This window comes from Achromobacter sp. 2789STDY5608621 (assembly GCF_001299375.1).
Taxonomy (GTDB): Bacteria; Pseudomonadota; Gammaproteobacteria; order Burkholderiales; family Burkholderiaceae_B; genus Achromobacter; species Achromobacter insuavis.
Genome location: NZ_CYTU01000008.1, coordinates 1 through 24,162 on the forward strand (window position 1 = coordinate 1; position 24,162 = coordinate 24,162).

General features: G+C 69.7%; 23 protein-coding genes. 12 read left to right on the forward strand and 11 right to left on the reverse strand.

Features of this window, described 5'->3' with window-relative positions; translation table 11 throughout:
• From AOZ53_RS10670 to AOZ53_RS10685, 4 genes are all read left to right on the forward strand, one after another.
• On the forward strand, positions 1-157 hold a 157-nt coding region (locus AOZ53_RS10670; RefSeq protein ID WP_197286473.1), incomplete at its 5' end, for a metal ABC transporter permease.
• A gap of 19 nt (positions 158-176) precedes the next feature.
• A complete protein-coding gene (locus tag AOZ53_RS10675; RefSeq protein WP_054487780.1) occupies positions 177-1,163 on the forward strand; it encodes a metal ABC transporter solute-binding protein, Zn/Mn family in 987 nt (328 codons plus the stop codon).
• The gene (locus tag AOZ53_RS10680) at positions 1,124-1,807 is read left to right on the forward strand and encodes a DUF1007 family protein (RefSeq protein WP_054430773.1); all 684 of its coding nucleotides are present in this window, start codon (positions 1,124-1,126) and stop codon (positions 1,805-1,807) included. The genes AOZ53_RS10675 and AOZ53_RS10680 overlap by 40 nt, the downstream gene beginning before the upstream one ends.
• Positions 1,798-2,913 (forward strand): nickel/cobalt transporter, encoded by a 1,116-nt coding sequence (locus AOZ53_RS10685; protein ID WP_054487782.1) that lies wholly within the window; start codon positions 1,798-1,800, stop codon positions 2,911-2,913. Before AOZ53_RS10680 ends, AOZ53_RS10685 begins: the two co-directional genes overlap by 10 nt.
• A 13-nt stretch (positions 2,914-2,926) precedes the next feature.
• Here AOZ53_RS10685 and xerC read toward each other — a convergent pair whose 3' ends face one another.
• The 5 genes from xerC to AOZ53_RS10710 are packed head-to-tail and all read right to left on the reverse strand — an operon-like array spanning position 2,927 to position 7,372.
• Positions 2,927-3,901, reverse strand: coding sequence for a tyrosine recombinase XerC (xerC, locus tag AOZ53_RS10690; RefSeq protein WP_054487784.1), 975 nt, complete (start codon positions 3,899-3,901; stop codon positions 2,927-2,929).
• Positions 3,902-3,935: 34 nt separating this feature from the next.
• Complete coding sequence (locus AOZ53_RS10695; protein ID WP_054430770.1) at positions 3,936-4,613, reverse strand: DUF484 family protein; 678 nt, start codon at positions 4,611-4,613, stop codon at positions 3,936-3,938.
• 4 nt (positions 4,614-4,617) lie between these two features.
• Positions 4,618-5,529 carry a diaminopimelate epimerase gene (gene dapF / locus AOZ53_RS10700; protein ID WP_054430769.1) on the reverse strand — a complete coding sequence of 304 codons (912 nt, stop codon included), beginning with the start codon at positions 5,527-5,529 and terminating at the stop codon, positions 4,618-4,620.
• 35 nt (positions 5,530-5,564) lie between these two features.
• Entirely contained in the window at positions 5,565-6,455 is an 891-nt protein-coding gene (locus AOZ53_RS10705; protein ID WP_054430768.1) for a lysophospholipid acyltransferase family protein, read from the reverse strand.
• A gap of 50 nt (positions 6,456-6,505) precedes the next feature.
• On the reverse strand, positions 6,506-7,372 hold the full coding sequence (locus AOZ53_RS10710; RefSeq protein WP_054430767.1) for a lysophospholipid acyltransferase family protein: 867 nt from the start codon (positions 7,370-7,372) through the stop codon (positions 6,506-6,508).
• A 276-nt stretch (positions 7,373-7,648) separates the two neighbouring features.
• On the opposite strand from AOZ53_RS10710, the gene metK reads away from it, so the two are divergent.
• A complete protein-coding gene (gene metK / locus AOZ53_RS10715; protein ID WP_006391903.1) occupies positions 7,649-8,812 on the forward strand; it encodes a methionine adenosyltransferase in 1,164 nt (387 codons plus the stop codon).
• Between the two features lie 68 nt (positions 8,813-8,880).
• On the opposite strand, the gene AOZ53_RS10720 is transcribed toward metK, so the two are convergent.
• Complete coding sequence (locus AOZ53_RS10720) at positions 8,881-10,308, reverse strand: amidase (RefSeq protein ID WP_054487786.1); 1,428 nt, start codon at positions 10,306-10,308, stop codon at positions 8,881-8,883.
• 81 nt (positions 10,309-10,389) lie between these two features.
• Positions 10,390-11,694 carry an MFS transporter gene (locus AOZ53_RS10725; RefSeq protein WP_054430765.1) on the reverse strand — a complete coding sequence of 435 codons (1,305 nt, stop codon included), beginning with the start codon at positions 11,692-11,694 and terminating at the stop codon, positions 10,390-10,392.
• A 111-nt stretch (positions 11,695-11,805) separates the two neighbouring features.
• Between AOZ53_RS10725 and AOZ53_RS10730 the strand changes: the two genes are divergently transcribed.
• Positions 11,806-12,777 (forward strand): Lrp/AsnC family transcriptional regulator, encoded by a 972-nt coding sequence (locus AOZ53_RS10730; RefSeq protein WP_231689881.1) that lies wholly within the window; start codon positions 11,806-11,808, stop codon positions 12,775-12,777.
• A gap of 51 nt (positions 12,778-12,828) precedes the next feature.
• On the opposite strand, the gene AOZ53_RS10735 is transcribed toward AOZ53_RS10730, so the two are convergent.
• The 3 genes from AOZ53_RS10735 to AOZ53_RS10745 are packed head-to-tail and all read right to left on the reverse strand — an operon-like array spanning position 12,829 to position 17,401.
• On the reverse strand, positions 12,829-15,318 hold the full coding sequence (locus AOZ53_RS10735; protein ID WP_054430763.1) for a branched-chain amino acid ABC transporter ATP-binding protein/permease: 2,490 nt from the start codon (positions 15,316-15,318) through the stop codon (positions 12,829-12,831).
• Positions 15,318-16,196, reverse strand: coding sequence for a branched-chain amino acid ABC transporter permease (locus AOZ53_RS10740; RefSeq protein ID WP_054430762.1), 879 nt, complete (start codon positions 16,194-16,196; stop codon positions 15,318-15,320). Before AOZ53_RS10740 ends, AOZ53_RS10735 begins: the two co-directional genes overlap by 1 nt.
• 17 nt (positions 16,197-16,213) lie before the next feature.
• The gene (locus AOZ53_RS10745; protein WP_054487788.1) at positions 16,214-17,401 is read right to left on the reverse strand and encodes an ABC transporter substrate-binding protein; all 1,188 of its coding nucleotides are present in this window, start codon (positions 17,399-17,401) and stop codon (positions 16,214-16,216) included.
• Between the two features lie 196 nt (positions 17,402-17,597).
• Between AOZ53_RS10745 and AOZ53_RS10750 the strand changes: the two genes are divergently transcribed.
• Genes AOZ53_RS10750 through AOZ53_RS10760 form a run of 3 tightly spaced genes read left to right on the forward strand, consistent with a single transcriptional unit; the run spans position 17,598 to position 19,978 of the window.
• Positions 17,598-18,557, forward strand: a complete 960-nt coding sequence (locus tag AOZ53_RS10750; protein WP_054487790.1) for a polysaccharide deacetylase family protein — start codon at positions 17,598-17,600, stop codon at positions 18,555-18,557.
• 34 nt (positions 18,558-18,591) lie between these two features.
• On the forward strand, positions 18,592-19,353 hold the full coding sequence (locus AOZ53_RS10755; RefSeq protein WP_054487792.1) for a GntR family transcriptional regulator: 762 nt from the start codon (positions 18,592-18,594) through the stop codon (positions 19,351-19,353).
• 1 nt (position 19,354) lies between these two features.
• On the forward strand, positions 19,355-19,978 hold the full coding sequence (locus AOZ53_RS10760) for a flavin reductase family protein (protein WP_054430758.1): 624 nt from the start codon (positions 19,355-19,357) through the stop codon (positions 19,976-19,978).
• 16 nt (positions 19,979-19,994) lie between these two features.
• On the opposite strand, the gene AOZ53_RS10765 is transcribed toward AOZ53_RS10760, so the two are convergent.
• Positions 19,995-20,918, reverse strand: a complete 924-nt coding sequence (locus AOZ53_RS10765; RefSeq protein ID WP_054430757.1) for a LysR family transcriptional regulator — start codon at positions 20,916-20,918, stop codon at positions 19,995-19,997.
• 132 nt (positions 20,919-21,050) lie between these two features.
• Between AOZ53_RS10765 and AOZ53_RS10770 the strand changes: the two genes are divergently transcribed.
• The 3 genes from AOZ53_RS10770 (at position 21,051) to leuD (ending at position 24,150) form a co-directional block, all read left to right on the forward strand.
• Entirely contained in the window at positions 21,051-22,031 is a 981-nt protein-coding gene (locus tag AOZ53_RS10770; protein ID WP_054487794.1) for a tripartite tricarboxylate transporter substrate binding protein, read from the forward strand.
• Positions 22,032-22,093: 62 nt separating this feature from the next.
• Positions 22,094-23,515: a 3-isopropylmalate dehydratase large subunit gene (leuC, locus tag AOZ53_RS10775; protein ID WP_054430755.1), complete on the forward strand. Its 1,422-nt coding sequence runs from the start codon at positions 22,094-22,096 to the stop codon at positions 23,513-23,515.
• Entirely contained in the window at positions 23,512-24,150 is a 639-nt protein-coding gene (gene leuD, locus AOZ53_RS10780; RefSeq protein WP_054474496.1) for a 3-isopropylmalate dehydratase small subunit, read from the forward strand. The genes leuC and leuD overlap by 4 nt, the downstream gene beginning before the upstream one ends.
• The last annotated feature ends 12 nt before the right edge of the window (positions 24,151-24,162 follow it).

A 24,162-nucleotide genomic window follows, 5' to 3' on the forward strand; every position in this document is an offset into this window, starting at 1 on the left:
GGCGGCGTCGGTCGCCGGCCTGCTGGTGTCGTACCACTTCAATGTGCCGGCCTCGCCCGCCATCATCCTGGCCGCCGGCGTCTGTTACCTGTTTTCCATCGTCTGCGGCCCGCATGGCGGGTTGCTGCGGGCGCCGCGCGTCTCGCGCCGGGCCTGAACTCTCAAGGAGATTCACCATGTCTTCCCTCTTTCCGGCGCTGGCGCGCCGCCGTGTCATGCTGGCCGCGGCCGGCCTGTGGCTGTCCACCGCCTTCGGCGCGGCGCAGGCGGCCGAACCGTTGCCGGTCGTGGCCAGCTTCTCGATCCTGGGCGACATCGTGCAGGAAGTCGGCGGCGCCGACATCAAGGTGAGCACGCTGGTGGGCCCGGACGGCGATGCCCACGAATACGAACCCACGCCCGCCGACGCCAAGAAGCTGGCGGCCGCCAAGGTGCTGTTCGTCAACGGCCTGGACTTCGAGGCCTGGCTGCCGCGCCTGGTCAAGGCCTCCGGCTTTGCCGGGCCGACCGTGGTCGCCTCCAAGGGCGTGACGCCGCGCAAGTTCGCGGGCCATGGCGACGAGCACGGTGACAAGCATGACGACAAGGACCACGATCATGGCCATGCCCACGACCACGGCGGCCATCACCACCACGACGCCGATCCGCACGCCTGGCAGAACCTGGCCAACGGCGTGATCTACGCGCGCAACGTGGCCGACGGCCTGGCCGCCGCCGATCCGGCCCATGCCGATGCCTACCGCAAGCGCGCCGATGCCTACATCGCCCGCGTGCAGGCGGCGGATGCGGCCGTGCGCAAAACCTTCGCGGCGATTCCGGCGGAGCGCCGCAAGGTGGTCACCTCGCATGATGCGTTCGGCTATTTCGGCGATGCCTATGGCGTGAGCTTCATCGCGGCGATGGGCATCTCGACCGAAGCCGAGCCGTCCGCCGGCGACGTGGCCCGCATCATCGAGCAGGTCAAGCGCGACAAGGTGCCGGCGGTGTTCATCGAGAACATCACCAGCCCGCGCCTGGTGCAGCAGATCGCGCGTGAAACCGGCGCGAAGGTGGGTGGTACGCTGTATTCCGATGCCCTGTCCAAGCCCGGACAGCCCGGCGCCACCTACCTGGAAATGTTTGAATGGAACGTTCGTCAACTCGCCGCGGCCTTGCAGCCCTGATCGCCGTGGCGGGCGCGCTGGCGGCCGGCGCCGCCGGCGCCCACCCGCATATGTGGATCGACGCGCGCGCCGTCATCGACCTGGACGAGCAGCACCGCGTGACGGCGGTGCGCCAGGTCTGGCTGTTCGATGAGATGTTCGGCGCCTATGCCACGCAGGGACTCAAGAAAGGCAAGGGCGGCGCCTTGCCCGAAGACACCCTGAAAGGCATGGCGCAGGATTGGATGAAGGCGCTGGGCGAACCGGTGTCGCATTACTTCACGCGGGTCACCGTGGCGGGCAAGAGCGCGGTGTTCGCCGCGCCGCGCGATGCGCGCGTGACCTGGAACGCCAAGACCGGCCGGCTGGCGCTGGCGTTCACGCTGCCGCTGGCCGAGCCCGCCGCGCTGGACGCCGCGGGCGCGCAGGTGGACATCTACGACCCGACCTACTTCGTGGCCTACGCCTTCGACGACAAGGGGGCGGTCGCGCTGGGCGGACCCGGCGCGGCGGCCTGCAAGCAGGCTTACCGCAAGCCCAAGGAACTGGATTGGAACACCATGCAGCAACTGGCCGCGATCCCGGCCGATCCGGACGCGCTGCCGGAAGAGCTTTTCGCCATCACCAAGGGGCTGACGCACCGTATCGAGGTGCAATGTTCGTAGCGCGACGTCCGACCGCCGCGCTGGCGTGGCTGTTCGCGCTGGCCGCGATGGCCTGGGCCGGCCTGGCCGACGCGCAGGGCGCGCATCCCTTCGGCGTGCCGGAGAGCGGCGCCGGCCTGGGCGGTCCCGGTTGGCTGGCGGGCTTCTTCGGCCAGGTTTCGGTGTGGCAGACCCATTTCTACCGCCAGCTCACCGCGGCTGTGCGCGCCTGGCAGGCCGATGGCGGCGCCTGGCTGCTGATCGGGCTGTCGTTCGCCTACGGCGTGTTCCATGCGCTCGGCCCGGGCCATGGCAAGGCGGTGATTTCCTCTTATGTGCTGGCAAACCGGCAGACCGCGCGCAACGGCGCGCTGCTGGCGTTGGTGTCGTCGCTGGTGCAGGCGCTGGTGGCGATCGCCATGGTGGCGGTGCTGGCGCTGGTGTTCAACGCCACGGCCGCGGCGATGAACCAGGCCACGCGCTGGCTGGAGCTGGCCTCGTATGGGCTGGTGACCCTGCTGGGCGCGTGGCTGGTCTGGATCAAGGCGATCCGGCCGCTGTTGCGGCGGCGTCCGGCCCGTGCTGCCGCGGTGGTCGCATCGCCTGCCGTGGCGGCGCCGGCCCTGAAGGGGGCCGCGGCCTTGCGCGCCATTGCGATCCACGCGCCGGCGCCGATTGCCCAGGGCGAGGTTCGTGGAGAGGGCCATGGTCACGCGCACGTTCATCCGCATGACCATCACGACGATTGCGGCTGCGGCCATGCCCATGTGCCACCGCCGGAGCAGGTGGCGGGGCCGTTGAACTGGCGCCGCGCCTGGTCGGCCATTTTCGCCGTGGGCTTGCGGCCCTGCAGCGGCGCGCTGATCGTGCTGGTGTTCGCGCTGTCGCAGGGATTCTTTCTGGCCGGGGTGGCCTCGGCCCTGGCGATGGGCCTGGGCACGGGCCTGACGGTGGCGGCGCTGGCCTGCCTGGCGGTCGCGGCCGGCGGCGCGGCCAATGCGCTGGGCGCGCGCCTGTCGGGCGTCGCGGCGGCGCGTTTGCGTTATGGGGTGGAAGCCTTGGCGGCGCTGGCGGTGCTGGCGCTGGGCGTGCTGCTGCTGGGCGGCATGCTGGCCGGCGGCGGTTGAAACGCCGCCGCGTTCAGGATTTGCGGCCCGCGCGCGGATGGGCCTGGTCGTAGGCCCGCGCCAGGTGCTGGAAGTCCAGCCGGGTATAGATCTGGGTGGTCGAGATGTTGGCGTGGCCCAGCATTTCCTGCACGGCGCGCAGGTCCTGCGCCGATTGCAACACGTGGCTGGCGAAGCTGTGGCGCAGCACGTGCGGATGCACATGGGTCGGCAGGCCGGCGGCCTGCGCGATCTGGGCCAGTTGCAATTGCACCACGCGCGGCGAGATACGCCGTCCACGGGCGCCAAGGAACAGGGCGGCGGCATCGTCGGCCGACGCGGCCGGGGGCGCCAACTGCTCGCGCACGTCGATCCAGCGCCGCAGCGCCGCCAAAGCGGCCTGGCCCACCGGCACCGAGCGGCGCTTGCCGCCCTTGCCCAGCACGATCACCTCGGCCTCTTCCAGGCTGAGCCAGCCGCGCGATTCATGCTCGGCCGAGCGCGTGTAGCGCAGGTCCAGCCCGACCAGTTCCGACAGCCGCAGGCCGCTGGAATACAGCAATTCGAACATGGCCTGGTCGCGCAGGGCGGCCGGCTCGGTGGCGACCTTGGCCGCAGGGCGATCCAGCAAGGCCTGGGTCTGTTCCACCGACAGGGCCTTGGGCAGGCCGCGCGGCGCCTTGGGCGCGCGCACCCCGGCCACCGGGTTGCCGGCCAGGCCGATCGTGGGCGCCCACCATTGGTAGAAGCCGCGCCAGGCCGCCAGCGTGCGCGCCAGGCTGCGCGGGCCGCGGCCCTGCGCATGCAGCCGCGCGACGAATTGGCGGATGTGGCCGTTGCCGAGCTTGTCGAGCGGCAGCTTGGCGCGTTCGGCCAGTTCGATCAGGAAGCGCAGCTCGCGCCGGTAGCCGTCCAGCGTGTGGGGCGAATAGCGGCGATTGCTTTCCAGATGGCGCAGCCAGGCGGCCATCGGATCGGGCAGTGGGGCGTCCGGCGCTTGCGTTGGCATGGCGTGTTCCGGGGCCCCCGCCGTCATGATCGGCTCAGGCCTTGGGCGCGGCCGGGTTCAGCCGGTGCAGCGCCGCCGAGGCCAACTGGCCGATGGCTTCCAGGAACGCGGTGCCCATCTCGGGCGTAAAGCGTTCGGCGTCGTCCGACCCCAGCACCAGCAGGCCGACGCTGGCGCCTTCGGCCTCCAGGCGCAGCGGCACCAGGGCCAGCGACTTGGGCTTGGCGTCCAGCCAGCCGACGGCTTCGAAGGCCGTGTCGGTGCCGCAGTACGGCGTCTTCAGGCTGTCGGTGAAGGTGCGCACGTCCTGCGTGACGGGTTCGCCATAGCCGGTGTCGGGCAGCTCGGGCAGGTTCCACAGGCGCAGCGCCACGTGGTTCAGTTCGAATTGTTCAGCCAGGCCCAGGGCGATTTCGCCGGGCACCAATTGCGGATCCGGTTCGGACAGCAGGCGGCAGCACCATTTGGAGATGTGGCTGCCGATGGTTTCGTTGGCGGTGGCGTTGCGCACCAGCTCGTTCAGGCGCCACTCGAGTTCGCGGTTGCGTTCGCGCAGCGTGAGGATCTGGCGTTCGCCCAGCGAAATGGCGCGCGAGCCGTGCGGGTGCGGCACCTGCAGCGTGGCGAAGACGTCGGCGTGCTCGTCGAAGAAGCCGGGGTGTTCCTGCAGGAAGTTGGCGATGTCCTGGGCGGTGAAAGCGGTATCGGTCATGGGGTTATCGGTTCAGCGCCATGGAGAAGACGAGCTTGTCGATGTCGACCTGCCCCGTGAAGACGGATTCGGCCGGTCCGGTCATGCGCAGCTGGTCGCCGTTCCAGGCGATGGTCAGCACGCCGCCGCGCGTCTGCACGCGCACCGGGGAATCGAGCAGGCCGCGGCGGATGCCGGCCGCGACGGCGGCGCAGGCGCCGGTGCCGCAGGCCAGCGTCTCGCCGGCGCCGCGTTCGTGCACGCGCAGGCGGATGTTGTGGCGATCGACGATCTGCATGAAACCGGCGTTGACGCGGCGGGCAAAGCGCGGGTGGTTCTCGATCAGCGGACCGACGATGGCGACCGGCGCGGTGTCGACGTTGTCCACCACCTGCACGGCGTGCGGGTTGGAGATGGCCACGGCCGACAGGGCCACGCTGCGCGGCAGGCCGGCGGGCACGTCGAGTTCCAGCTCCCACAGCGTGTCCTGGCCTTCGGTGCGGGAGGCGAGCCCGGAGGTGTCGAACGGCAACGCGGCCGGGTCGAAGCGGGTGCTGCCCATGTCGACCGTGACCTGCTCGTCGTCGCCCTCGTCCAGCACCAGGATGCCGGTGGCGATCTCGGCGCGCAGCGGGTTGCGGTCGGACAGGCCCTGCTCGTGCACGAAGCGCACGAAGCAGCGCGCGCCGTTGCCGCAGTGCTCGACCTCGCTGCCGTCGGAATTGAAGATGCGGTAGCGGAAGTCGGCGTCGGGCCGGGTGGCGCGTTCGACCAGCAGGATCTGGTCGGCGCCGATGCCGAAGTGGCGGTCGCCCAGCGCGCGGGCGCGCTCGGGCGTCATTTCGATGGCCTGGCGGACCCCGTCCAGGACGACGAAGTCGTTGCCCGCGCCATGCATTTTGGTGAAGTTCCAGTTCATGGGGGGATTATCGCCCATTCTGGCCCGGGAAACCGCCCCGGCGCGGGCCTGCCCTAGTAGATCTTGGGCTCGCCCGGCGGACGGGTCTTGAAACGGCGGTGGACCCAGTAATACTGGCTGGGGCAGCGCCGCACCCAGCCCTCCAGCTCGCGGTTCAGGCGCGCCGTGGCTTCTTCCAGCGTATCGTCGCCGGGGAAGTTCTCCAGCGGCGGCAGCACCTCGGCGTGGTAGCGGCCAGTCTCCGGGTTCCAGAAATCCAGGATCGGCAGCACGGCCGCGTCCCATTTCTTGGCCAGCTGCGCGGTGGCCAGCAGGGTCGCCGCCTGGATGCCGAAGAACGGCGCGAACACGGCGCCCTGGCGGCCGAAGTCCATGTCGGGCAGGTAGTACACCGGGCGCGGCGCGCGCAGGTGGCGGATCAGGTCGCGCACGCCGTCCTTGCGGCTGACCAGGAACACCTCGTTGAAGCGGGCGCGGCCGGCGGCCACCACGGCGTCGATGTGCGGGTCGCTCTGCGGCGTGTACATGGTGGCCGCGCTCGGCACTTCCATGGTGAGGCGGGTGGCGGCCGCGTCCAGGCCGATGAAGTGCGGCGCCAGCAGGATCACCGCGCGGCCCTGGGCGGTCAGTTCATTGATGCGGTCGGCGCCACTCTGCGTGACCATGTCCTTGATGGCTTCGGGGGTGCCGTACCACAGCACGCCGCGGTCGACGATGGACTGCGCCAGCGCCCGGAAGTGCTCGCGCACCCAGCGTTCGCGCACTTCCTCGGGCTGCTCGGGAAAGCACAGTTCGAGATTGCGGCGCACGATGCGGGTGCGCGATTTGGCCAGGCGCATGGCCAGCCAGCCGAGCGCGGCGCCGATGCGTAGCCGGGTGGACGGCCGCATGCGGCCGAACCATTTCAGCAGATTGACCAGCGTGCGCGTTTTCGATTCTTTCATGGACAGGTGGGGAGCTTGAGACCAGGGCGGCGGGGCGTGGGCGGCCGGCTTCAGTGGGGCGCGGTGGCCGCGTCGTCGGCGGGGGCGGGCGGGGCGCCGCGCGGGGTCTTGTAGCGGTTGTAGCTCCAGAGATACTGCTGCGGGCAGCGGCGGATCAGCGTTTCCATGGCGGCGTTGAGCAGCGCGGCCTGGGCTTGCGGATCGGCGGGCAGCGGCTCGGGCACCCGCACATAGTGGATGCGCCAGCCGCGGCCGCCCGGCAGGCGTTCGCCGGCGGTCAGGATGATGGGGACGCCGGTCTGGGTGGCCAGTTTGCCGGGCAGGGTCATGGTGTACGCCATGCGTCCGAAAAATGGCGCCCAGACGCCGTCGCCGACGCCCGGCGCCTGGTCGGGCAGCATGCCGACCGACTCGCCGCGCCGCAGGGCCCGCACGAATTCCCGCACGCCCTGCATGGTGGCCGGCACGGCGTTGACGGCGGAGCCGTTGCGCGCGGTTTCCAGCAGCGGCGCCAGGATGTCCTTGCGCGGCGGGCGGAACATCACCGTCATGGGCATCAGGCGGGCCAGATAGCGCGCGGTGATCTCGAAACAGCCCAGGTGAGGGGTCAGGAACAGGATGCCGCGGTTCTCGGCGCGGGCCGCGGCCACCACGTCGTTGTCGTCGGACACGACCTGGGCCAGGCTTTGTTCATTGCGGAACCAGACCCGCGGCATCTCCAGGATCATGGCGCCGGCCTCGCCGGCCGCGCGGCGGGCAAAGGCCGCGTCGGGGTAGCCGGCCTGCGTCGCATTGGCCCGCAGGCGGCGCCGGTACTTGCCGGGAAACGCATACGCGATGCGGCCGAGCAGGCGCCCGAGCGCGTGCGCGACGGGCAGGGGCAGGGATGCGAACAGGCGGAACAGGGCGAGCAGCATGCGGCAAATGGGCGATATCGGGCATGGTGGTGCCGGTGCTCGGGCGAAAGACCCCACCCGTGGCACAAGCATAAGAACCGCATTTTCGCTTAAAATCGACCCGTCGCCGAGTTAACCGACAACTTGCGGGGCGACGGCAGGATCCCGGCGCGTTGCGCGTCGCTTGCCAAATCCGCTAAAGCGTCGCGCCCAGATCAGCGTATTCCATGCAGTCCGGGGTGCAACGCGCCTCGTGAACCTAAGTTCCGGCTGTACCGGACATCAAAGGACGCATCTGTGGCCAATAACGACTTTCTCTTCACCTCCGAATCCGTTTCCGAAGGGCACCCCGACAAGGTAGCCGACCAGGTTTCCGACGCGATTCTGGACGCCATCTTCACCCAGGACCCGAACGCCCGCGTGGCCGCGGAGACCCTGTGCAACACGGGTCTGGTCGTGCTGGCCGGTGAAATCACCACCACCGCCAACGTCGACTACATCCAGGTCGCGCGCGACACGATCCGCCGCATCGGCTACGACAACACCGAGTACGGCATCGACTACAAGGGTTGCGCGGTGCTGGTCGCCTACGACAAGCAATCGCCGGACATCGCCCAGGGCGTGGACCGCAGCTCGGAAGACTACCTGAACCAGGGCGCGGGCGACCAAGGCCTGATGTTCGGCTACGCCTGCGACGAAACCCCCGACCTGATGCCGGCCCCGATCTGGTACGCGCACCGCCTGGTGCAGCGCCAGAGCGAACTGCGCAAGGACGGCCGCCTGGCGTGGCTGCGCCCGGACGCCAAGTCGCAAGTGACCTTCCGCTACGTCGACGGCCGCCCGGCCGAAGTCGACACCGTGGTGCTCTCGACCCAGCACGCGCCGGAAGTCTCGCAGGAGACCATCCGCGAAGCCGTGATCGAAGACATCATCAAGCCCAGCTTCCCCGACGGCCTGATCACGCCCAAGACCAAGTTCCTGGTCAACCCGACCGGCCGCTTCGTCATCGGCGGCCCGCAGGGCGATTGCGGCCTGACCGGCCGCAAGATCATCGTCGACACCTACGGCGGCGCATGCCCGCACGGTGGCGGCGCGTTCTCGGGCAAGGATCCGTCCAAGGTCGACCGTTCGGCCGCCTACGCCGCCCGCTACGTGGCCAAGAACATCGTGGCCGCCGGCCTGGCGCGCCAGTGCCAGGTGCAGGTCAGCTACGCCATCGGCGTGGCCGAGCCCATCAACATCACCGTCTACACCGAAGGCACCGGCGTCATTCCCGACGACCAGATCGCCAAGCTGGTGCGCGAGCACTTCGACCTGCGTCCGAAGGGCATCGTCAACATGCTCGACCTGCTGCGCCCGATCTACACCAAGACCGCCGCGTATGGCCACTTCGGCCGTTCCGAGCCGGAATTCTCGTGGGAAGCCACGGACAAGGTCCAGGAACTGAAGAAGGGCGTGTAACGCACCCTTTCGAAGTAGAAAAAGCCCCGGCATGCCGGGGCTTTTTTTCATGGGCGCGAGCGTCGCGGTCAGAGGCCCCAGGCCGATAGATCGGGGGTCCGCGCGACCGGCGCCAGCACTGGTTCCAGCATCGCGGCCCGATCCAGCAGGGCCGCGTCGCCGCCGGCGGGCGCCAGCAACTGCACCGCCATCGGCATGCCTTCCTCGTCGAAGCCGGCCGGCAGGGCGATCGCGGCCGCGCCCAGGAAGTTGGCCGGGCGCAGCAGCCTGCCCAAGCCGGCGTGGCGGACGTCGGCCGCGTCCAGTGCCTGGGCCGCCTGGTCGCAGGCCGGCATCAGCAGGGCATCGATGCCTTGCATGGCGGCGGCGAACGTCGCCATGTCGGCCTGGCGCCGTTGCAGCGCCGCCTCGTAGTCGGCCCGGGCGATGCGGCCGCCGGCGGCGATGCGCGCGCGCACCACGTCCCACAGCGGCTGGGCCGGGTCTTCGGCCAGCGCGCCGAAGTAGCGATAGGCCTCGTAGGCCAGCACCAGCGAATTGTCGTCCGCCATGCGGGCGAACGACAGCGAGGCGGGCGGATGCCAGGTTTCGGGCGTCAGGCCGGCCTGATCCAGGCGTTCCTGCGCCTCGTGCCAGATCCGCAGGCCTTCATCGGCCAGCGGCGCGGGCCAGGCCTGCGGCGCCAGCACGGCGACGGCGCTGCCGCGCGGCGCGGCGGGGCGGCGCAGGGCGGCGATGCAGGCCGCTGGCAGCGCCAGGGTGGCGTCGTCGTCGATGTCGGGGCCGGCCAGCGCCTGGGTCAGCAAGCGGGCGTCGGCCACGCTGCGGGCGATGGGGCCGAGCACGTCCAGGGTGTCCGACAGCGGCAGGCAGCCGGCGCGGCTGATGACGCCCGATGACGGCTTGTAGCCCACCACGCCGTTCAGCGCGGCGGGGGCGCGCACCGAGCCGCCGGTGTCGCCGCCCAGCGCCAGCGGCGCCAGGCCGGCCGCCACCGCGACCCCGGCGCCGCTGGACGAGCCGCCGGGCGCGCGCGCGGTGACCGCGTCCCAGGGGTTGCGGGCCGTGCCCTGGGTCGGATTCTGGCCCGACAGGCCGAACGCGAATTCAGTCATGCGGGTCTTGCCCAGGATCACCATGCCCTGCGCCGACAGGCCGCGCACGGCGGCGGAGGTTTCATCGCTGACGATGTCGCGCCGGGCTTGCGAGCCACCGCTGGCGACGGTGCCCGCCCATTGCACGCTGTCCTTCACCGCCACCGGCACGCCATGCAGCGGGCCCATCGAAATACCGGCGGCCAGCAGCCGGTCGGCCGCTTCGGCCTGGGCCAGGGCGCGTTCGGCGGTGACCACGCTGTACGCGGCCAGGTCGGGCGCGCGGGCGATGCGATCCAGGAAATGGGCGGTGACCTGGCGCGAACTCAGTTCCCCCGCGCGGATGGCGCGGGCGAGTTCGCGGGCTTCTCGGAAATGCAGGGCGGTGTCTTGGTCTGGCATGGCTCTCACGAAAAGGAAAAGCTTTCCGGTCCTGGCGGAACCGGAAAGCGTTGATGCGGGGCGTCAGGGCCTGAGCGGGTCTTACTTCAGCGATTGGCCGCGGGTTTCAGGCATGCGGATGAAGGTGATCAACGTGATCACGGCGCCAGCCAGCACGTAATAGAAGAACCAGCGCTCCATGCCCTTGCTCTGCAGCCAGGTCAGCAGGTAGGGGGTGGTGCCGCCCAGCAGCGCCACGACCAGGTTGTACGGGGTGCCGATGCCGACGGCGCGCACGCTGGTGGGGAATTGCTCCGACATGATGGCCGGCGCGATCGACGTGTACATGGCGTACAGCACCAGGCCGAACAGTTCCACGGCCAGGATCGAGCCGAACGATGGGCCCAGCGTGGTCATCAGCGGGTAGAAGAACACCAGGTAGCCGGCGGCGAAGAAGATCAGCTGCGGCTTGCGGCCGATGCGGTCGGACAGCATGCCGAACACGGGCTGCACCAGCATGAAGACGATCAGCGCGACGGTGTTGGCGGCGAACGCGACCTGCGGATCGGCCTTGACCTGGCGGATGGCGTAGGTCGGCACGTAGGCCACGAAGATATAGAAGGCGAACGTCGTCAGGATCGAGAAGCCGACGATGCGCAGCACTTCACGCGGGTGCTCGCGCAGCAGGGTGCGCAGCGGCTGCTTTTCGATGCCGGCCTTCTTGGCGTGCGAGAACGCCTCGGTTTCCGGAATCGCGCGGCGGATCCACATGCCGGCCAGGCCGCCCAGCGCGCCCAGGAAGAACGGGATGCGCCAGCCCCAGTCGGCCATTTCGGCCTTGGTCAGGGTCGAGGTCAGCAGCCAGCCCACGGCGGACGCGGCCAGGATGCCCACGGCGGCGCTGAAGAAGACGAAGCTGGAATAGAAGCCGCGCTTGTTGGGCGGCGCCATTTCCGCCAGGAAGGTCGTGGCCGAGGCATACTCTCCGCCCAGCGACAGGCCTTGCAGCAGGCGCGCGGCGGTCAGCAGCAGCGGCGCGGCCAGGCCGATGGTGGCATAGGTCGGGGTGACGGCGATGATCAGCGAACCGCCGGCCATCATCAGGATGGTCAGGCCCAGCGCGGCCTTGCGGCCGTAGCGGTCGGAGAAGATGCCGAGCACCCAGCCGCCGACCGGGCGCATGAAGAAGCCGACGGCGAAAATGCCGAAGGTGGCCAGCAGGGCGGTGGTCTCGTTGCCATCGGGAAAGAACTGCTTTGAGAAGAAAATGGCGAATGACGCATAGATGGTCCAATCGAACCATTCCACCGCATTGCCTACACTACCGGCCAGAATCGTGCGGGCGCGCGACACGGGCGCGGCGTTTGCCCCCTGCGTGGCGCGCAGGGTTGCGGAAGGGGTACTCATAACGTCCTCGATTTTATTTTTGGTCAAATAGACCGTTAAATTTTATGTTTTTATCAATGCGCGAACGTTAGATTAATGAATATGGTCACGTCAAGTAAGGGTAAGCCCCTAATGCCGGCGCTCGATGACACCGATCTGGCCTGCCTGATCGCCCTGCAGGCCGACCCGCGCGCCTCCTGGCGCGAGCTGGGCGCGGCCACCGGCATCGCCGAGCGCACGGTGGCGCGCCGCATCAAGCGGCTGATGGATGCCGACGCCCTGCGCGTCATCGCCGAGGCCGATCCGCTGGCCACGGGCCGCGGCGTGGTGCTGCACGCCTGGGTGCGCTGCCGCTCGGGCCGCGTGGCCGAAGCGGCCGAGGCCCTGGCGCGGCTCGGCATCACCCAGCTGGTCGTGACGCTGGCCGGCACGGCCGATCTGATGGCGGAGCTGACGCTGGCGGATGCCGCCGACATGCCCGACGTGGTGACGCGCGTGCTGCCGTCCATCGACGGCGTCGAGCAGGTCGAAGCGCGCTTGGTGCTGCGGCCGTTCCGCCGCGCCGGCCAGTGGCGCATCCAGGCCGACGGCGCGGCGCCCGAGGCGCCGGATCCGGCCAGCCAGGCCCCGCTGGCGCTGACCGAGCCCGAGCAGCGCATCGTGGCCCATCTGATGCGCGACGGCCGCGCCAGCCTGGCCGAGTTGTCGGCCCACGCCGAGGTCAGCGAGCCGACCGCCCAGCGCCTGTTGCAGCACCTGGTCGAGCGGCGCGCGCTCAGCTTCCGCGTGGAGGTCGAACCGGCCCTGGTGGGCTTTCCGGTCGAGGCGGTGATCTCGGTGCAGGTGCGTCCGCAGGTCGTCGACGCCCTGGCCGCGCACCTGGCGCTGGATCCGAACACGCGTTGCCTGTTCGGCACCAGCGGCGCCTCGCAGTTGTTCTGGCATGTGCTGTGCCGCGATAGCCTGCACCTGTGGGACGTGGTCACGCGCAGGCTGGGCGAGCTCGATGGCGTGCTGGCCAGCGAGGTGGGCGTGGTGATGCGCGCCTACAAGCGCTGCGGCATCGTGCGCGAAGGCGCGCGGCTGGGCGCCGACGCCGCCTGAGCCTGCCGCGGCAGGAAACCCGACGCGCGTGGCGCGCCGGGCTGTCGCGCCTCAGGCGCCGAGATAGGCGCGCGCCAGCGTCCCATCCGCGGCGATCTCGCGCGCCGTGCCGTGCGCCGCCACGCGGCCGGATTCCAGCACGTAGGCGCGGTCCGCCAGCGACAGGGCCAGCGCCGCCATCTGGTCCACCAGCAGTATCGTCATCGATTCGGCCCGCAACCTGTCCAGCGCTTCGAACAATTCGTCGATGATCTTGGGCGCCAGGCCCAATGACGGTTCGTCCAGCAGCAGGATCACCGGCTTGGACATCAGCCCACGCGCGATCGCCAGCATCTGCTGCTCGCCGCCGGACAGCAGGCCGGCGCGCTGGTGCTGCCGCTCGCGCAGGCGGGGAAAGCGCGTCAGCATCTCCTGCACCCGGGCTTCGCGATCCGCCGGATGCAGGAAGGCGCCCAGCCGGATGTTGTCGAGCACGCTCAGGTCGGGGAACACCTGCCGCCCCTCGGGCACCAGGACCAGCCCTCGCGCCACGATGCGGTCCGCGCTCAACCCCTGCAATTCCTGTCCTTGCAGGTGCATGCCGCCCTGAGCGGGTCGATGCAGTCCGGCCAGGGTGCGCATCAGCGTCGACTTGCCGGCGCCGTTGGCGCCCAGCAGCGCCACCATTTCGCCCTCGCGGACCTGCAGGTCGATGCCATGCAGCACCGGGTTGGCGCCGTAGCCCGTGGTCAGGCTGCCCACGCCCAGCACTTCCGGCGCGACGCGGGAAGCGGCCGGACGCGCGCGCGCCGCGGGGGCGTGTCGCGCCGCGTCGTCGCCCAGATAGGCCTGCCGCACGGCCGCGGACTGCTGGATCTCGCCGGTGGATCCCTGCGCCAATTCGCGCCCCGCGTCGATGGCGACAACGTGGTCGGACACGCCCATCACCAAGGCCATGTCGTGCTCGACCAGCAGCACCCCGGCACCGGCGTCGGCAATGCGCCGCAGCAGGGCCGCCAGCCGGGTCTTGTCCTCGCGTGACAGACCCGCCGCAGGCTCGTCCATCAACAGGATGTCGGCGTCGGTGGCCAGCGCGCGGGCGATCTCCACCAGCCTGCGGTCCACGTGCGCCAGGTCGGCGGCCGGCGCATCGAGCGCGCCCTGATAGCCGCAGAAGGCCAACAGGGCGCGGGCGCGCTCGCGTGCATCGGACGACAGATAGCGGCGCGCGGCCAGCAGGCCCCCCAGCCGGCCGCGCAACAGGCCCAGCGCCACGTTATCCTCGACGCTCAGGGTGTCGAACAGTTGCGAGGTCTGGTAGGTGCGCGCGATGCCTTCGCGGGCCACGCGGTAGGCGGGCAGGCCGGCCAGCGGGGTCGCGCCCAGCGCGACGCTGCCGCGGGTCGGCTGGTAATAGCCGCTGAGCATGTTGATGACGGTGGACTTGCCGGCGCCGTTGGGACCGATCAAGGCGGTGACGGCGGCGGGCGCGACCTGGAACGATACGCCTTGCACCGCGCGTACGCCGCCGAACGTCATGGCCAGCGCGTCGGCGCGCAGGACGCGCCGCGCCTGGCCAGTGGCCGCCAGTCCGCCCTGGCGCGGCGTCAGCCGGGGCTGCGCGCCGCGTCGCCGCCAGCGGGCCAGGAGACCCGCCGCACCGTCGGGCGCGGCCCACAGTACCACCAGCAGGAAGGCGCCGAAGAACAACAGGCGATATTCCTCCAGGCTCGACAGCAGTTCGGGCAGCAGTCCGACCACCACCGCGCCCAGCAACGGGCCCGCCAGCGAGCCGGCGCCGCCGATGGTGACGGCCAGCACGAACAGGATCGATTGCATGAAGTTGAAGTTGTGCGGCGTGATCATGCCGGCCTGCGGCGCATACAGGCCGCCCGCCAGGCCCACCACCGCCGCCGAGACCATGAAGGCCACGGCCTTCACCAGCAAGGGGTTGATGCCGATGGATTCGCTGGCCGTTTCGCTGTCCTTGACCGCGCGCATCGCCGCGCCCCAGCTGCCGCGCGCAAGCAGGGCATAGCCGGCCAGCGCGGCGAACACGGCCACGATCGCGAGCATCGCCACGCCGCGGTCGCCGCCCAGCCCGCCGAGCGCGGGTTGGGCAATGCCCATCAACCCGTTCTGGCCGCCGGTGAGCTCGCCACCCTCGACCAGGGCATGTTCCACGATGAAGCCGAAGGCGATCGTGATCATCGCCAGGTAGGGCCCCTGGACCCGCAGCGCCGGCAGCGCCAGCAGCAGCCCGAATGCGCCCGCCACCAGCGCGGCCGCGGGCCACGCCAGCCAGAAACTCCAGCCCGCCTGGCCGGTCAGGATCGCCACCGTATAGGCGCCGATGGCGTAGAACGCGGCATGGCCGAAGGACATCTGGCCGGTCAGGCCCAGCAGCACGTTCAGGCCGATGCCGGCCAGCGCCAGCAGGGCCACGTTGCCGATTACGAAAACATAGTAGCCATTGACATAGGCCGCCAACGCCAGGCTGGCGATGGCCAGCAGGACATAGACAGCCAGCATCGGCCGCAACAGCGCAGATTGCCTGGCCATCAGACTTTCCTCACGGCCGCGCGGCCGAACAATCCGTTGGGCCGCATGGCCAGGATGGCGATGACCAGCGCGAAGCTGATGATCTGGGTGTAGCCGGAACCCAGCGCGACGGTGATCAGCCCTTCGGCCACGCCAAACAGCAGGCCGGCGAGCATGACGCCCCAGGCGCTGGTAATGCCGCCGAGGATGGCGACCACGAAAGCCTTCAGGCCGAACAGCGTCCCCATGTCGGCCTGGACGTTGAACAGCGGCGCGACCAGCGCGCCGGCCACGCCCGCGAACAGGGTCGAGACGGCAAAGGCCGCCATGATGGCGCGCCGCACCGGAATGCCCATCAGCCGCGCGGCGTTCGGGTTCTGCACCACGGCCAGCAGCGCCACGCCCCAGCGTGTGCGGCGCGACAGCGCATGCAGGGCGGCGGCCAATGCCAGTCCCACCAGGGGAATCAGCAATTGCAGCGGATAGACCCCCAGGCCCAGTCCGCCGATTTCCAGCGGCGCTTGCGCCAGCGGGGATGGCAAGCTGCGGGGCTCCTTGCCGAAGGTGAACATCACCAGGTTGTCCAGCACGATGCCAAGGGCCACAGTCGACATCAGCCAGGCGTTCGAGCCGCGGCTGGCGAATGGCCGCACCGCCAGCCGCTCGACCACCAGGCCATACAACGCGCACAAGGCCAGCGCGAGCGGCAGGGCGGCCAGCAGCGGCCAGCCCAGCGTCTGCGCGAAGGTATAGGTCAGCACCGCGCCCAGCATCATGGAGCTGCCCTGGGCGAAATTGACCGTGCCGGACACGGCGTAGGTCAGGTAGAAGCCCAGGGCCATCAGCCCATACATGCTACCCAGCCCCAGGCCGCTGACGATGGCGGACATCCACAGCATGCGTGTCTCCCCGGCGCTTATTGCGCGCCCTTGACGGGCAGGATGCGGTTGTCGACGAAGTGCGTCCACACGTAGTCGTCTTCGCGCAAGGCGTCGTGCGAGGCCGGCGTGAAAGGCTGCTCGTAGGTCTTGATCAGGCCGTCGTACTTGCCGATCTTGTAGAAGCCCTGGCGCACGGCATCGCCGTCGGTGGAGCCGGCCTGCGTGATCGCCAGCGCCGCCAGTTGCATGCCGTCATAGGCATTGGCGACGCCCACGGCCGGGGTGATGTCCTGCGGGCCCTTGATGTCCGAATATTTGGCCTTGAGCGCCTGCATCACTTTCTCGCCCACCGGCCCCTGCTTGCCGAAGAAACTGTAGGTCTGCACGAAGTGCACGTTCTTGGCGTTGGGGCCGGCCAGTTCGGTGAAGCGGCCGCCGGCCGGGCCCCAGTGCGACACCACCGGCACCTTCCAGCCCATGCGGTCCAGCGACTTCACCACCTGCGCCGACGGCCCGACGTTGCCCACCAGGAACAGCGTATCGGCGCCCGCCGCCTTCAGGCGGCTCAGCTGCGGCGTGATGTCGAGGTCGGCAGGCTGGAATTTCTCGACGCCCGCCGGCGTGATCTTGGCGGCGGCCAGCGCGGCATCCAATCCCTTTTCGTTCGATTCGCCCCAGGGATTGTTCACCAGGATCATGCCCGGCTTGGCGCTCTGGAAGGTCTTGCGGGCGTACTGCACCATGGCGCTGTCGACGATCTCGTCCATGGCCGAGACGCGGAACACGAAGTTGGGGTTGCCCTTGTTGTGCGTGATCGCGGTGCCGGCGGCCCAGGGCCCCATGAAGGGCACTTTTTCCTGGTTGACGATGGGCACGATGGCCATCGACACCGGCGTGTCCAGGCCGCCGAACAGCACGGCGACCTTTTCCTTGTAGATCAGCTCACGCGCCGCGGCCATGCCCTTGGCAGGGTTGCCTTCGTCGTCGCGCCGCACCAGCACGACCTGGCGTCCGTCCAGCAGGCCGCCCCTGGCGTTGATCTCGTCGATGGCGATGGTCATGCCGCGCGTCAAGGCCTCGCCGGCGCGCGCCGATTCCCCCGACAGGGCGGTGATCAGGCCGATCTTGATCGGATCGGCGGCCAGCGCGGGTTGCGCGGCCAGGCCCGCCGCGAACAGGGCGGCGGTGGCGCGGAGCATGAAGGAACGGCGGGTGGGACGCATCGGGGCACTCCTGGAAAAGTGGAATGGATCTTGCATGGGAGAGGTGCTGCTGCCGTTCCCGATGCAAGATCCATGCCACCCGACCCACGGGGGTATGCGCCAGGGGGAAGCCGGTGGTTTGTCGACGTTGGATCCTGTTTTTGTTTTCAAAAATCCAGGGTTTTGTTCACAATCATGCATCAGGATTTGCACCAAAATGAATCCATCCCTGCTTCAAGGCACTAATGCGGGGCTTGCCGCGCCCTGGACGCCCGCGCCGCTGGCCGGCCACGACCGCTTCGCCTACCAGCCCATCACGGAGCGCGCGGACTACGCCTGGCCGAACGGCGCGCGGCTGGCCGTCTACCTGGGGTTCAACATCGAGCATTTCGCTTTTGGCGAGGGGCTGGGCGCCGAGCTGGGCCCGGCCTCGCCGCACCCGGACGTGCTCAATTACGCCTGGCGCGAGTACGGCAACCGGGTAGGCGCGTGGCGCTGCCTGGAACTGTTCGACGCGTTGGGGCTGCCCGCGGGGGCGCTGATCAACACCGCGCTGTATGACCATTGCCCCGAGCTGGTGGACGCCTGCCTGGCGCGTGGCGATGAGCTGATCGGCCACGGCTACAGCAACGCGCATCGCCAGGGAGGGCTGGGCGAAGCCGAGGAAAGGGCGCTGCTGGAACATTGCCGCGACCGCATCGGCCGCCACGCCGGCAGTGCCCCGGCCGGCTGGCTGTCGCCCTGGATTTCGGAGAGCCGCGCCACGCCCGACCTGCTGGCCGAGGCCGGCTATCGCTACACCTTGAACTGGTGCCACGACGACCAGCCCACGCGCATGCGCACGCGCGCCGGCGACCTGTGGGCGATTCCCTACCCGCAGGAGCTGAACGACATTCCCATGATCATGGGCCGCAAGATGGACGCACGCGACTTTGCCGATATGATTCTCGACCAGTTCGAGGAAATGCGGCTCCAGGCGCAGCGCCAGCCTCTGGTGATGGGCATCGCGCTGCATCCTTACATCGTCGGGCAGCCCTATCGCCTGCGGCACCTGCGCCGGGCGCTGGCCCCGCTGGCGGCCGCGCGCGACCGGGGCGAGATCTGGTTTGCCACGCCCGGCCAGATCTGCCGGCACGTCGATGGCCTGTCGCCGGCGCCCGGACTGCCTTCCCGTTGATCGACCCCTTGCCTTCGTTGCCACCGAGTCCGCCATGCCTACCCGCGATCCCGCCAAATCCCGTCCCAAGGCGACGCCTGCGCGCCGCGCCGCCGCCGTGTCCGAACACCTGGAGGACGCGGCCCCCGATGCCGACATGGAGCGCCGCATCTGCGAGGCGGTCTATGAAAGCGTCATGAGCCAGCGGCTGACGCCCGGCACCAAGCTGCCCGAGGCGGCGCTGTGTGACATCTTCGGCGTGTCGCGCTCCGTCGCGCGCAAGGCGCTGCAGCGCCTGGCGCACGAGCACGTGGTCGACCTGCACCACAATCGCGGCGCGGTGGTGGCCGAGCCCACGGCCGAGGACACGCGCCAGATCTTCGAGGCGCGGCGCGCGCTGGAAGCGGCCCTCGTGCCGCTGGCGGCCGCGCGCGCCACCAAGGCCGACTACGCCTCGCTGCGCAAGCAGTTGCGCGATGAGCATGCCTTGCTGCACCGCGCCGGCCAGCCCGCCTGGGCGCGGCAGGCCAGCGCCTTTCATGTGCGCCTGGGCGAGTTGTCCGGCAACGGGATCCTGCACGGCTATCTGGCCGAACTGGTGTCGCGCTGCTCGCTGATCGTGGCTTTGTATGAACCGCCCGGCAACGCGGCCTGCGAGCATGGCGAACACGTGCAGATCGTCGATCTGATGGAACGGGGGCAGGTGGCCGAGGCGGTCAAGATCAACGACAACCATCTCGCGGACCTGGAGCGGCGCATCAGCCTGGAGCGCCCGCAGCCCGCACAAACCCTGGCCCAGATGCTGGGAATGGCCTGACATGGACATCGACTTCGATTCAATCACCGAATACCAGCGCTACAAGCTGATGGCCAGCCTGATCGTGCCGCGGCCGATCGCGCTGATCACCACCCTGTCCGAGACCGGCGTGGTCAACGCCGCGCCCTTCAGCATGTTCAACATGCTGGGCGAGGATCCGCCCATCGTCATGGTCAGCATCAACCGGCTCGAGGATGGCAACCTGAAGGACACCGCGCGCAACATCGCCCGCGACCGCGAGTTCGTGGTGCACCTGACCGACGAGGCCATGGCCGAGAAAATGCACCGCTGCGGCGACCGCCTGCCGGCGGATGTCAGCGAGCTGGCGCATGCCGGCCTGGACGCCGCGCCCAGCCAGCGGGTGGCGCCGCCGCGCATCGCGCAGGCGCCGGTGGCGTTCGAATGCACCTTGTTCGAGACCCTGGAAACCGCCAGCCGCCAGATCTTCATCGGCCAGGTGCGCTGGCTGCATGCGCGCGACGGCCTGATCGACACGGACACCTGGCGCGTGCGGCTGCAGGAGTATTTTCCGGTGGGCCGCTTTGGCGCCAGCTTCTACGTCACCACGCGCGATCGCTACGCCATCGGCGACATGCCGGCCAGCACCGCCATCGACGAGATCTGAGCGCGTGCAGTGCGCGTCACCACACCGCGGCCTGCGAGCCTGGCGCGCGCAGGTGGCGGGCGAAGCGCTGCGCCAGGAAATCGACGAAGGCCAGCGTCTTGGCCGGCAGGTTCAGGCGCTCCGGGTACAGCACGTGGATGTCGGCCGGCGGCGTCGACCATTCCGTCAGGATCTGCCGCAGGCGGCCGGCCCGCAGGTGGTCGGCGGTCTCCCATTCCGACCGCATGACGATGCCGTGGCCGTCCAGGGCCCATTCCAGCGCGCTCTGGCCGTCGTTGGAACTGACCGGGCCGCGCACCTTCACGGTCTCGGCGCGCTGGCCGGATTCGAGCCGCCAGGTGCCATAGGCGACATCGTTCTCGCGCACCACGATGCAGCGGTGGCGCTGCAGCTCGCCCGGCGCGCGCGGCTCGCCGAAGCTCTCCAGGTAGCGCGGCGAGGCACACAGCAGGCGCCGGTTGGAGGCGATCTTGCGGGCCGTCAGGCGCGCGTCGGGCAGGTCGCCGAAACGCACCGCCACGTCGAAACCTTCCTCGATCAGGTTCAGGGGCCGGTCGGTCAGGCGCAACTGCACCTCGACTTCCGGATACTGACGGGCGAAATCCGAGACGGCCGGGGCCACGTAGGCGCGGCCGAAACCGAAGGTGGCGTTCAGGCGCAGCAGCCCCTGCGGCTGCGCCCGGCTGCTGGAGACCGAGCGCTCCAGCGCCTGCAGGTCCGCCAGGATGCGGCCGCCTTCCGCCAGATACAGCTCGCCTTCCTGCGTGACGCTGACGCGGCGCGTGCTGCGATTGAGCAGGCGCACGCCCAGGCGCTGTTCCAGCTTGGCCAGCCGCGTGCTGACCGCCGGCGGCGTCAGCCCCAGCTCGCGCGCGGCCGCGGACAGGTTGCCGTGCTTGACCAGCAGCGAGAAGAAGGCCAGGTCGGAGAGCGCATCCATGGCGTTATTTATAAATCAGATTTAATAAAGATTTAGGTATTTAGCTAATTATAAGAATGAAGTGGGCTTATACACTGGGTTGACCGACATCTAGAGCCGCCCGACGCGGCCGTCCACGAGGAGACCCGACCCATGAAGATTCCCCACCTGTTGCGCAGCCTGGGCGTGCTTGCCGCCGCTTCCTGTTGGATGGCGCCGGCCGCCGCGGCCGACGCCTTTCCCCAGCGGCCCGTCACCCTGATGGTGCCGTTCGCGCCCGGCGGCAGCGTCGACATCGCCGCCCGCCTGATCTCCGACGCCTGGGGCAAGGCCCTGGGCCAGAGCGTGATCGTCGAGAACCGCGCCGGCGCCTCCGGCAACATCGGCATGGCCGCGGTGGCCCGCGCCGAGCCGAACGGCTACACGCTGGCCATCAACACCATGTCGCTGGCGATCAATCCGGCTTTGTTCCGCACCATGCCGTTCGACACCGTGCGCGACCTGCGCTCGGTCGGCACCGTCGGCACGTCGCAGCACGTGCTGACCGTGGCGCCGTCGCTGCCGGTGAACAACGTCAAGGAACTGCTCGACTACATCCGCGCGCGCCCCGCCAATGAGCTGAGCTTCGGCTCGGCCGGCACCGGCAGCACCTTCCACATGGCCGCCGAGCTGTTCAAGTCGGTGTCCGGCACGCAGATGCTGCACGTGCCCTACAAGGGCGGCGGCCCGGCCATGGTGGACACCATCAGCGGCCAGGTGCAGATGAGCTTTCCGGTGTTGTCGGCGGCCAAGCCGCAGGTCGATGGCAAGAAGCTCAAGGCGTTGGGCGTGACCGGCACCGCGCGGTCGCCGCTGCTGCCGGACGTGCCCACCATCGCCGAGTCCGGCCTGCCCGGCTACGCCTTCACCACCTGGTTCGTGATCAGCGCGCCCGCCGGCACGCCGCAGGCGGTGGTGGACACGCTCAACGCCAGGCTGGCGCAGGCGCTGCAATCGCCCGAGCTGTCCGAACGCATGCGCCGCGAGGGCTTCGATCCGCTGGTTTCCACGCCCGCCGAGACCGATGCCATGGTCAAGGGCGAGATGACGCGCTGGGCCGGCATCGTCAAGGACGCCGGCATCGAGGCCAACTGAGCGGCGCCGCAGGTTTCATCGCGTCCCCGCGCGGGCGCGTCTTTTTGCAAGGAAGCACCGACATGCCCGGCATGACGCTATACGACAAACTGGTGGCCAGCCATGAGGTGGCCCGCATCGACGACGAGCACATCCTGCTGTACGTCGATCTGCACATCATGAACGAGTACACCAGTCCGCAGGCCTTCAGCGGCCTGGCCGCCCGCGGCCGCGACGTCCTGCGGCCCGGGCAGCAGATGGCGGTGGTGGACCACATCATCCCCACCCACCCTGTGCCGGCCGCGTTGCGCGTGATTCCGGACGACGCCTCGTCGCGCCAGGCCCGCAACCTCAAGCGCAATTGCGACGAACAGCGCATCGCGCTGTTCGACACCACCGACCCGCTGCAGGGCATCGAGCACGTGATCGCGCCCGAGCACGGCATGATCCTGCCGGGCATGGTGGTGCTGTGCGGCGACAGCCACACCACCACCTACGGCGCGCTGGGGGCGCTGGGCTTCGGCATCGGCACCTCGGAAGTCGAGCACATCCTGGCGACGCAGACGCTGGTCTACCGGGTCGCGCGCAACATGCGCATCCGCGTCGATGGCCGCCTGGGCGTGGGCGTCTCGGCCAAGGATCTGGTGATCTACGTGGTGCACCGCATCGGCGCGCAGGGCGCGCGCGGCCACGCCGTGGAGTTCTGCGGCAGCGCCATCGACGGCCTCTCGGCGGAGGCGCGCATGACCCTGTGCAACATGACCGTGGAGGCCGGCGCGCGCGCCGCGCTGATCGCGCCGGACGCCACCACCGACGCCTATGTCGCGGCCCGCGCGCGGCACCTGGATGCCGCCGAGCTGGCGCAGGCGCGGGCCTACTGGGCCACGCTGCGCACGGATGCCGACGCCGTGTTCGACGCCGAGCATGTCTTCGACGCGGCGCGGATCGCGCCCTTCGTGACCTGGGGCACCAGCCCCGACCAGGCCATGCCGATCACCGGCACGGTCCCCGATCCCCAGGCCGAGCCGGACGCGCTGGCGCGCCTGGCGCTGGAAAAGGCCGTGGACTACATCGGCCTGCGACCCGGCGCGCCGATCGCCGGCGTGCCGATCGAGCGGGTCTTCATCGGCTCGTGCACAAACGGCCGCATCGAGGACCTGCGCGTGGTGGCCGATATCGTGCGCGGCCGCAGGGTGGCGGATGGCGTGCGCGCCATGGTGGTGCCGGGCTCGGGCGCGGTGCGCGCCCAGGCCGAGGCCGAGGGCATCGCCGCCACGCTGGTCGACGCCGGCTTCGAATGGCGCCAGCCGGGCTGTTCGATGTGCCTGGCCATGAACGACGATGTGCTGCGGCCGGGCGAGCGCTGCGCATCCACCACCAACCGCAACTTCGAGGGCCGCCAGGGCCGCGCCGGACGCACCCATCTGATGAGTCCGGCCATGGCCGCCGCCGCCGCGCTGGCCGGCCGCATCGTCGACGTGCGCGACCTGGAGAACCTGCAATGAACCAGATCATCAGCGGCGTCGCCGCGCCCCTGCCGTACTCCAATCTGGACACCGACCAGATCATGCCCAAGCAGTTCCTGCGCATCATCGACAAGGCCGGGCTGGACCGCGGCCTGCTCTATGACCTGCGCTTCGACGCCGACGGCGCGCCGCGGCCGGACTGCGTGCTGAACCAGCCCGCCTACGCCGGCGCCTCCGTGCTGGTGGCGGGGCCCAATTTCGGCTGCGGCTCCAGCCGCGAACACGCGGTCTGGGGCCTGATGCAGTACGGTATCCGCGCGGTCGTGGCGGCCAGCTTCGGCGAGATTTTCTATTTCAACGCCCTCAACAACGGCCTGCTGCTGGTGAGCCTGCCGCCGGCCGAGGTCGATGCGTTGCTGGCGCGGGTGTCCGATCCCGCCGGCAACCGCGTCGAGATCGACGCGCTGGCGGGCACGGTGCGGGCCGCGGACGGCTGGATCGGGCATTTCGACCTGCCGGCGCGGCACCGCCGCATGTTCTCGCAGGGGCAGGACATGGTGGGCGCCTCGTTACAGCAGTTGCCGGATGTGGAACACTTCGAGGCTGGCCACTGGGCCCGGCATCCCTGGATGAAAGACGTGGCGCGCCGCGTGCGCGACCGGCTCGGCCAATGAACGCCACAGACT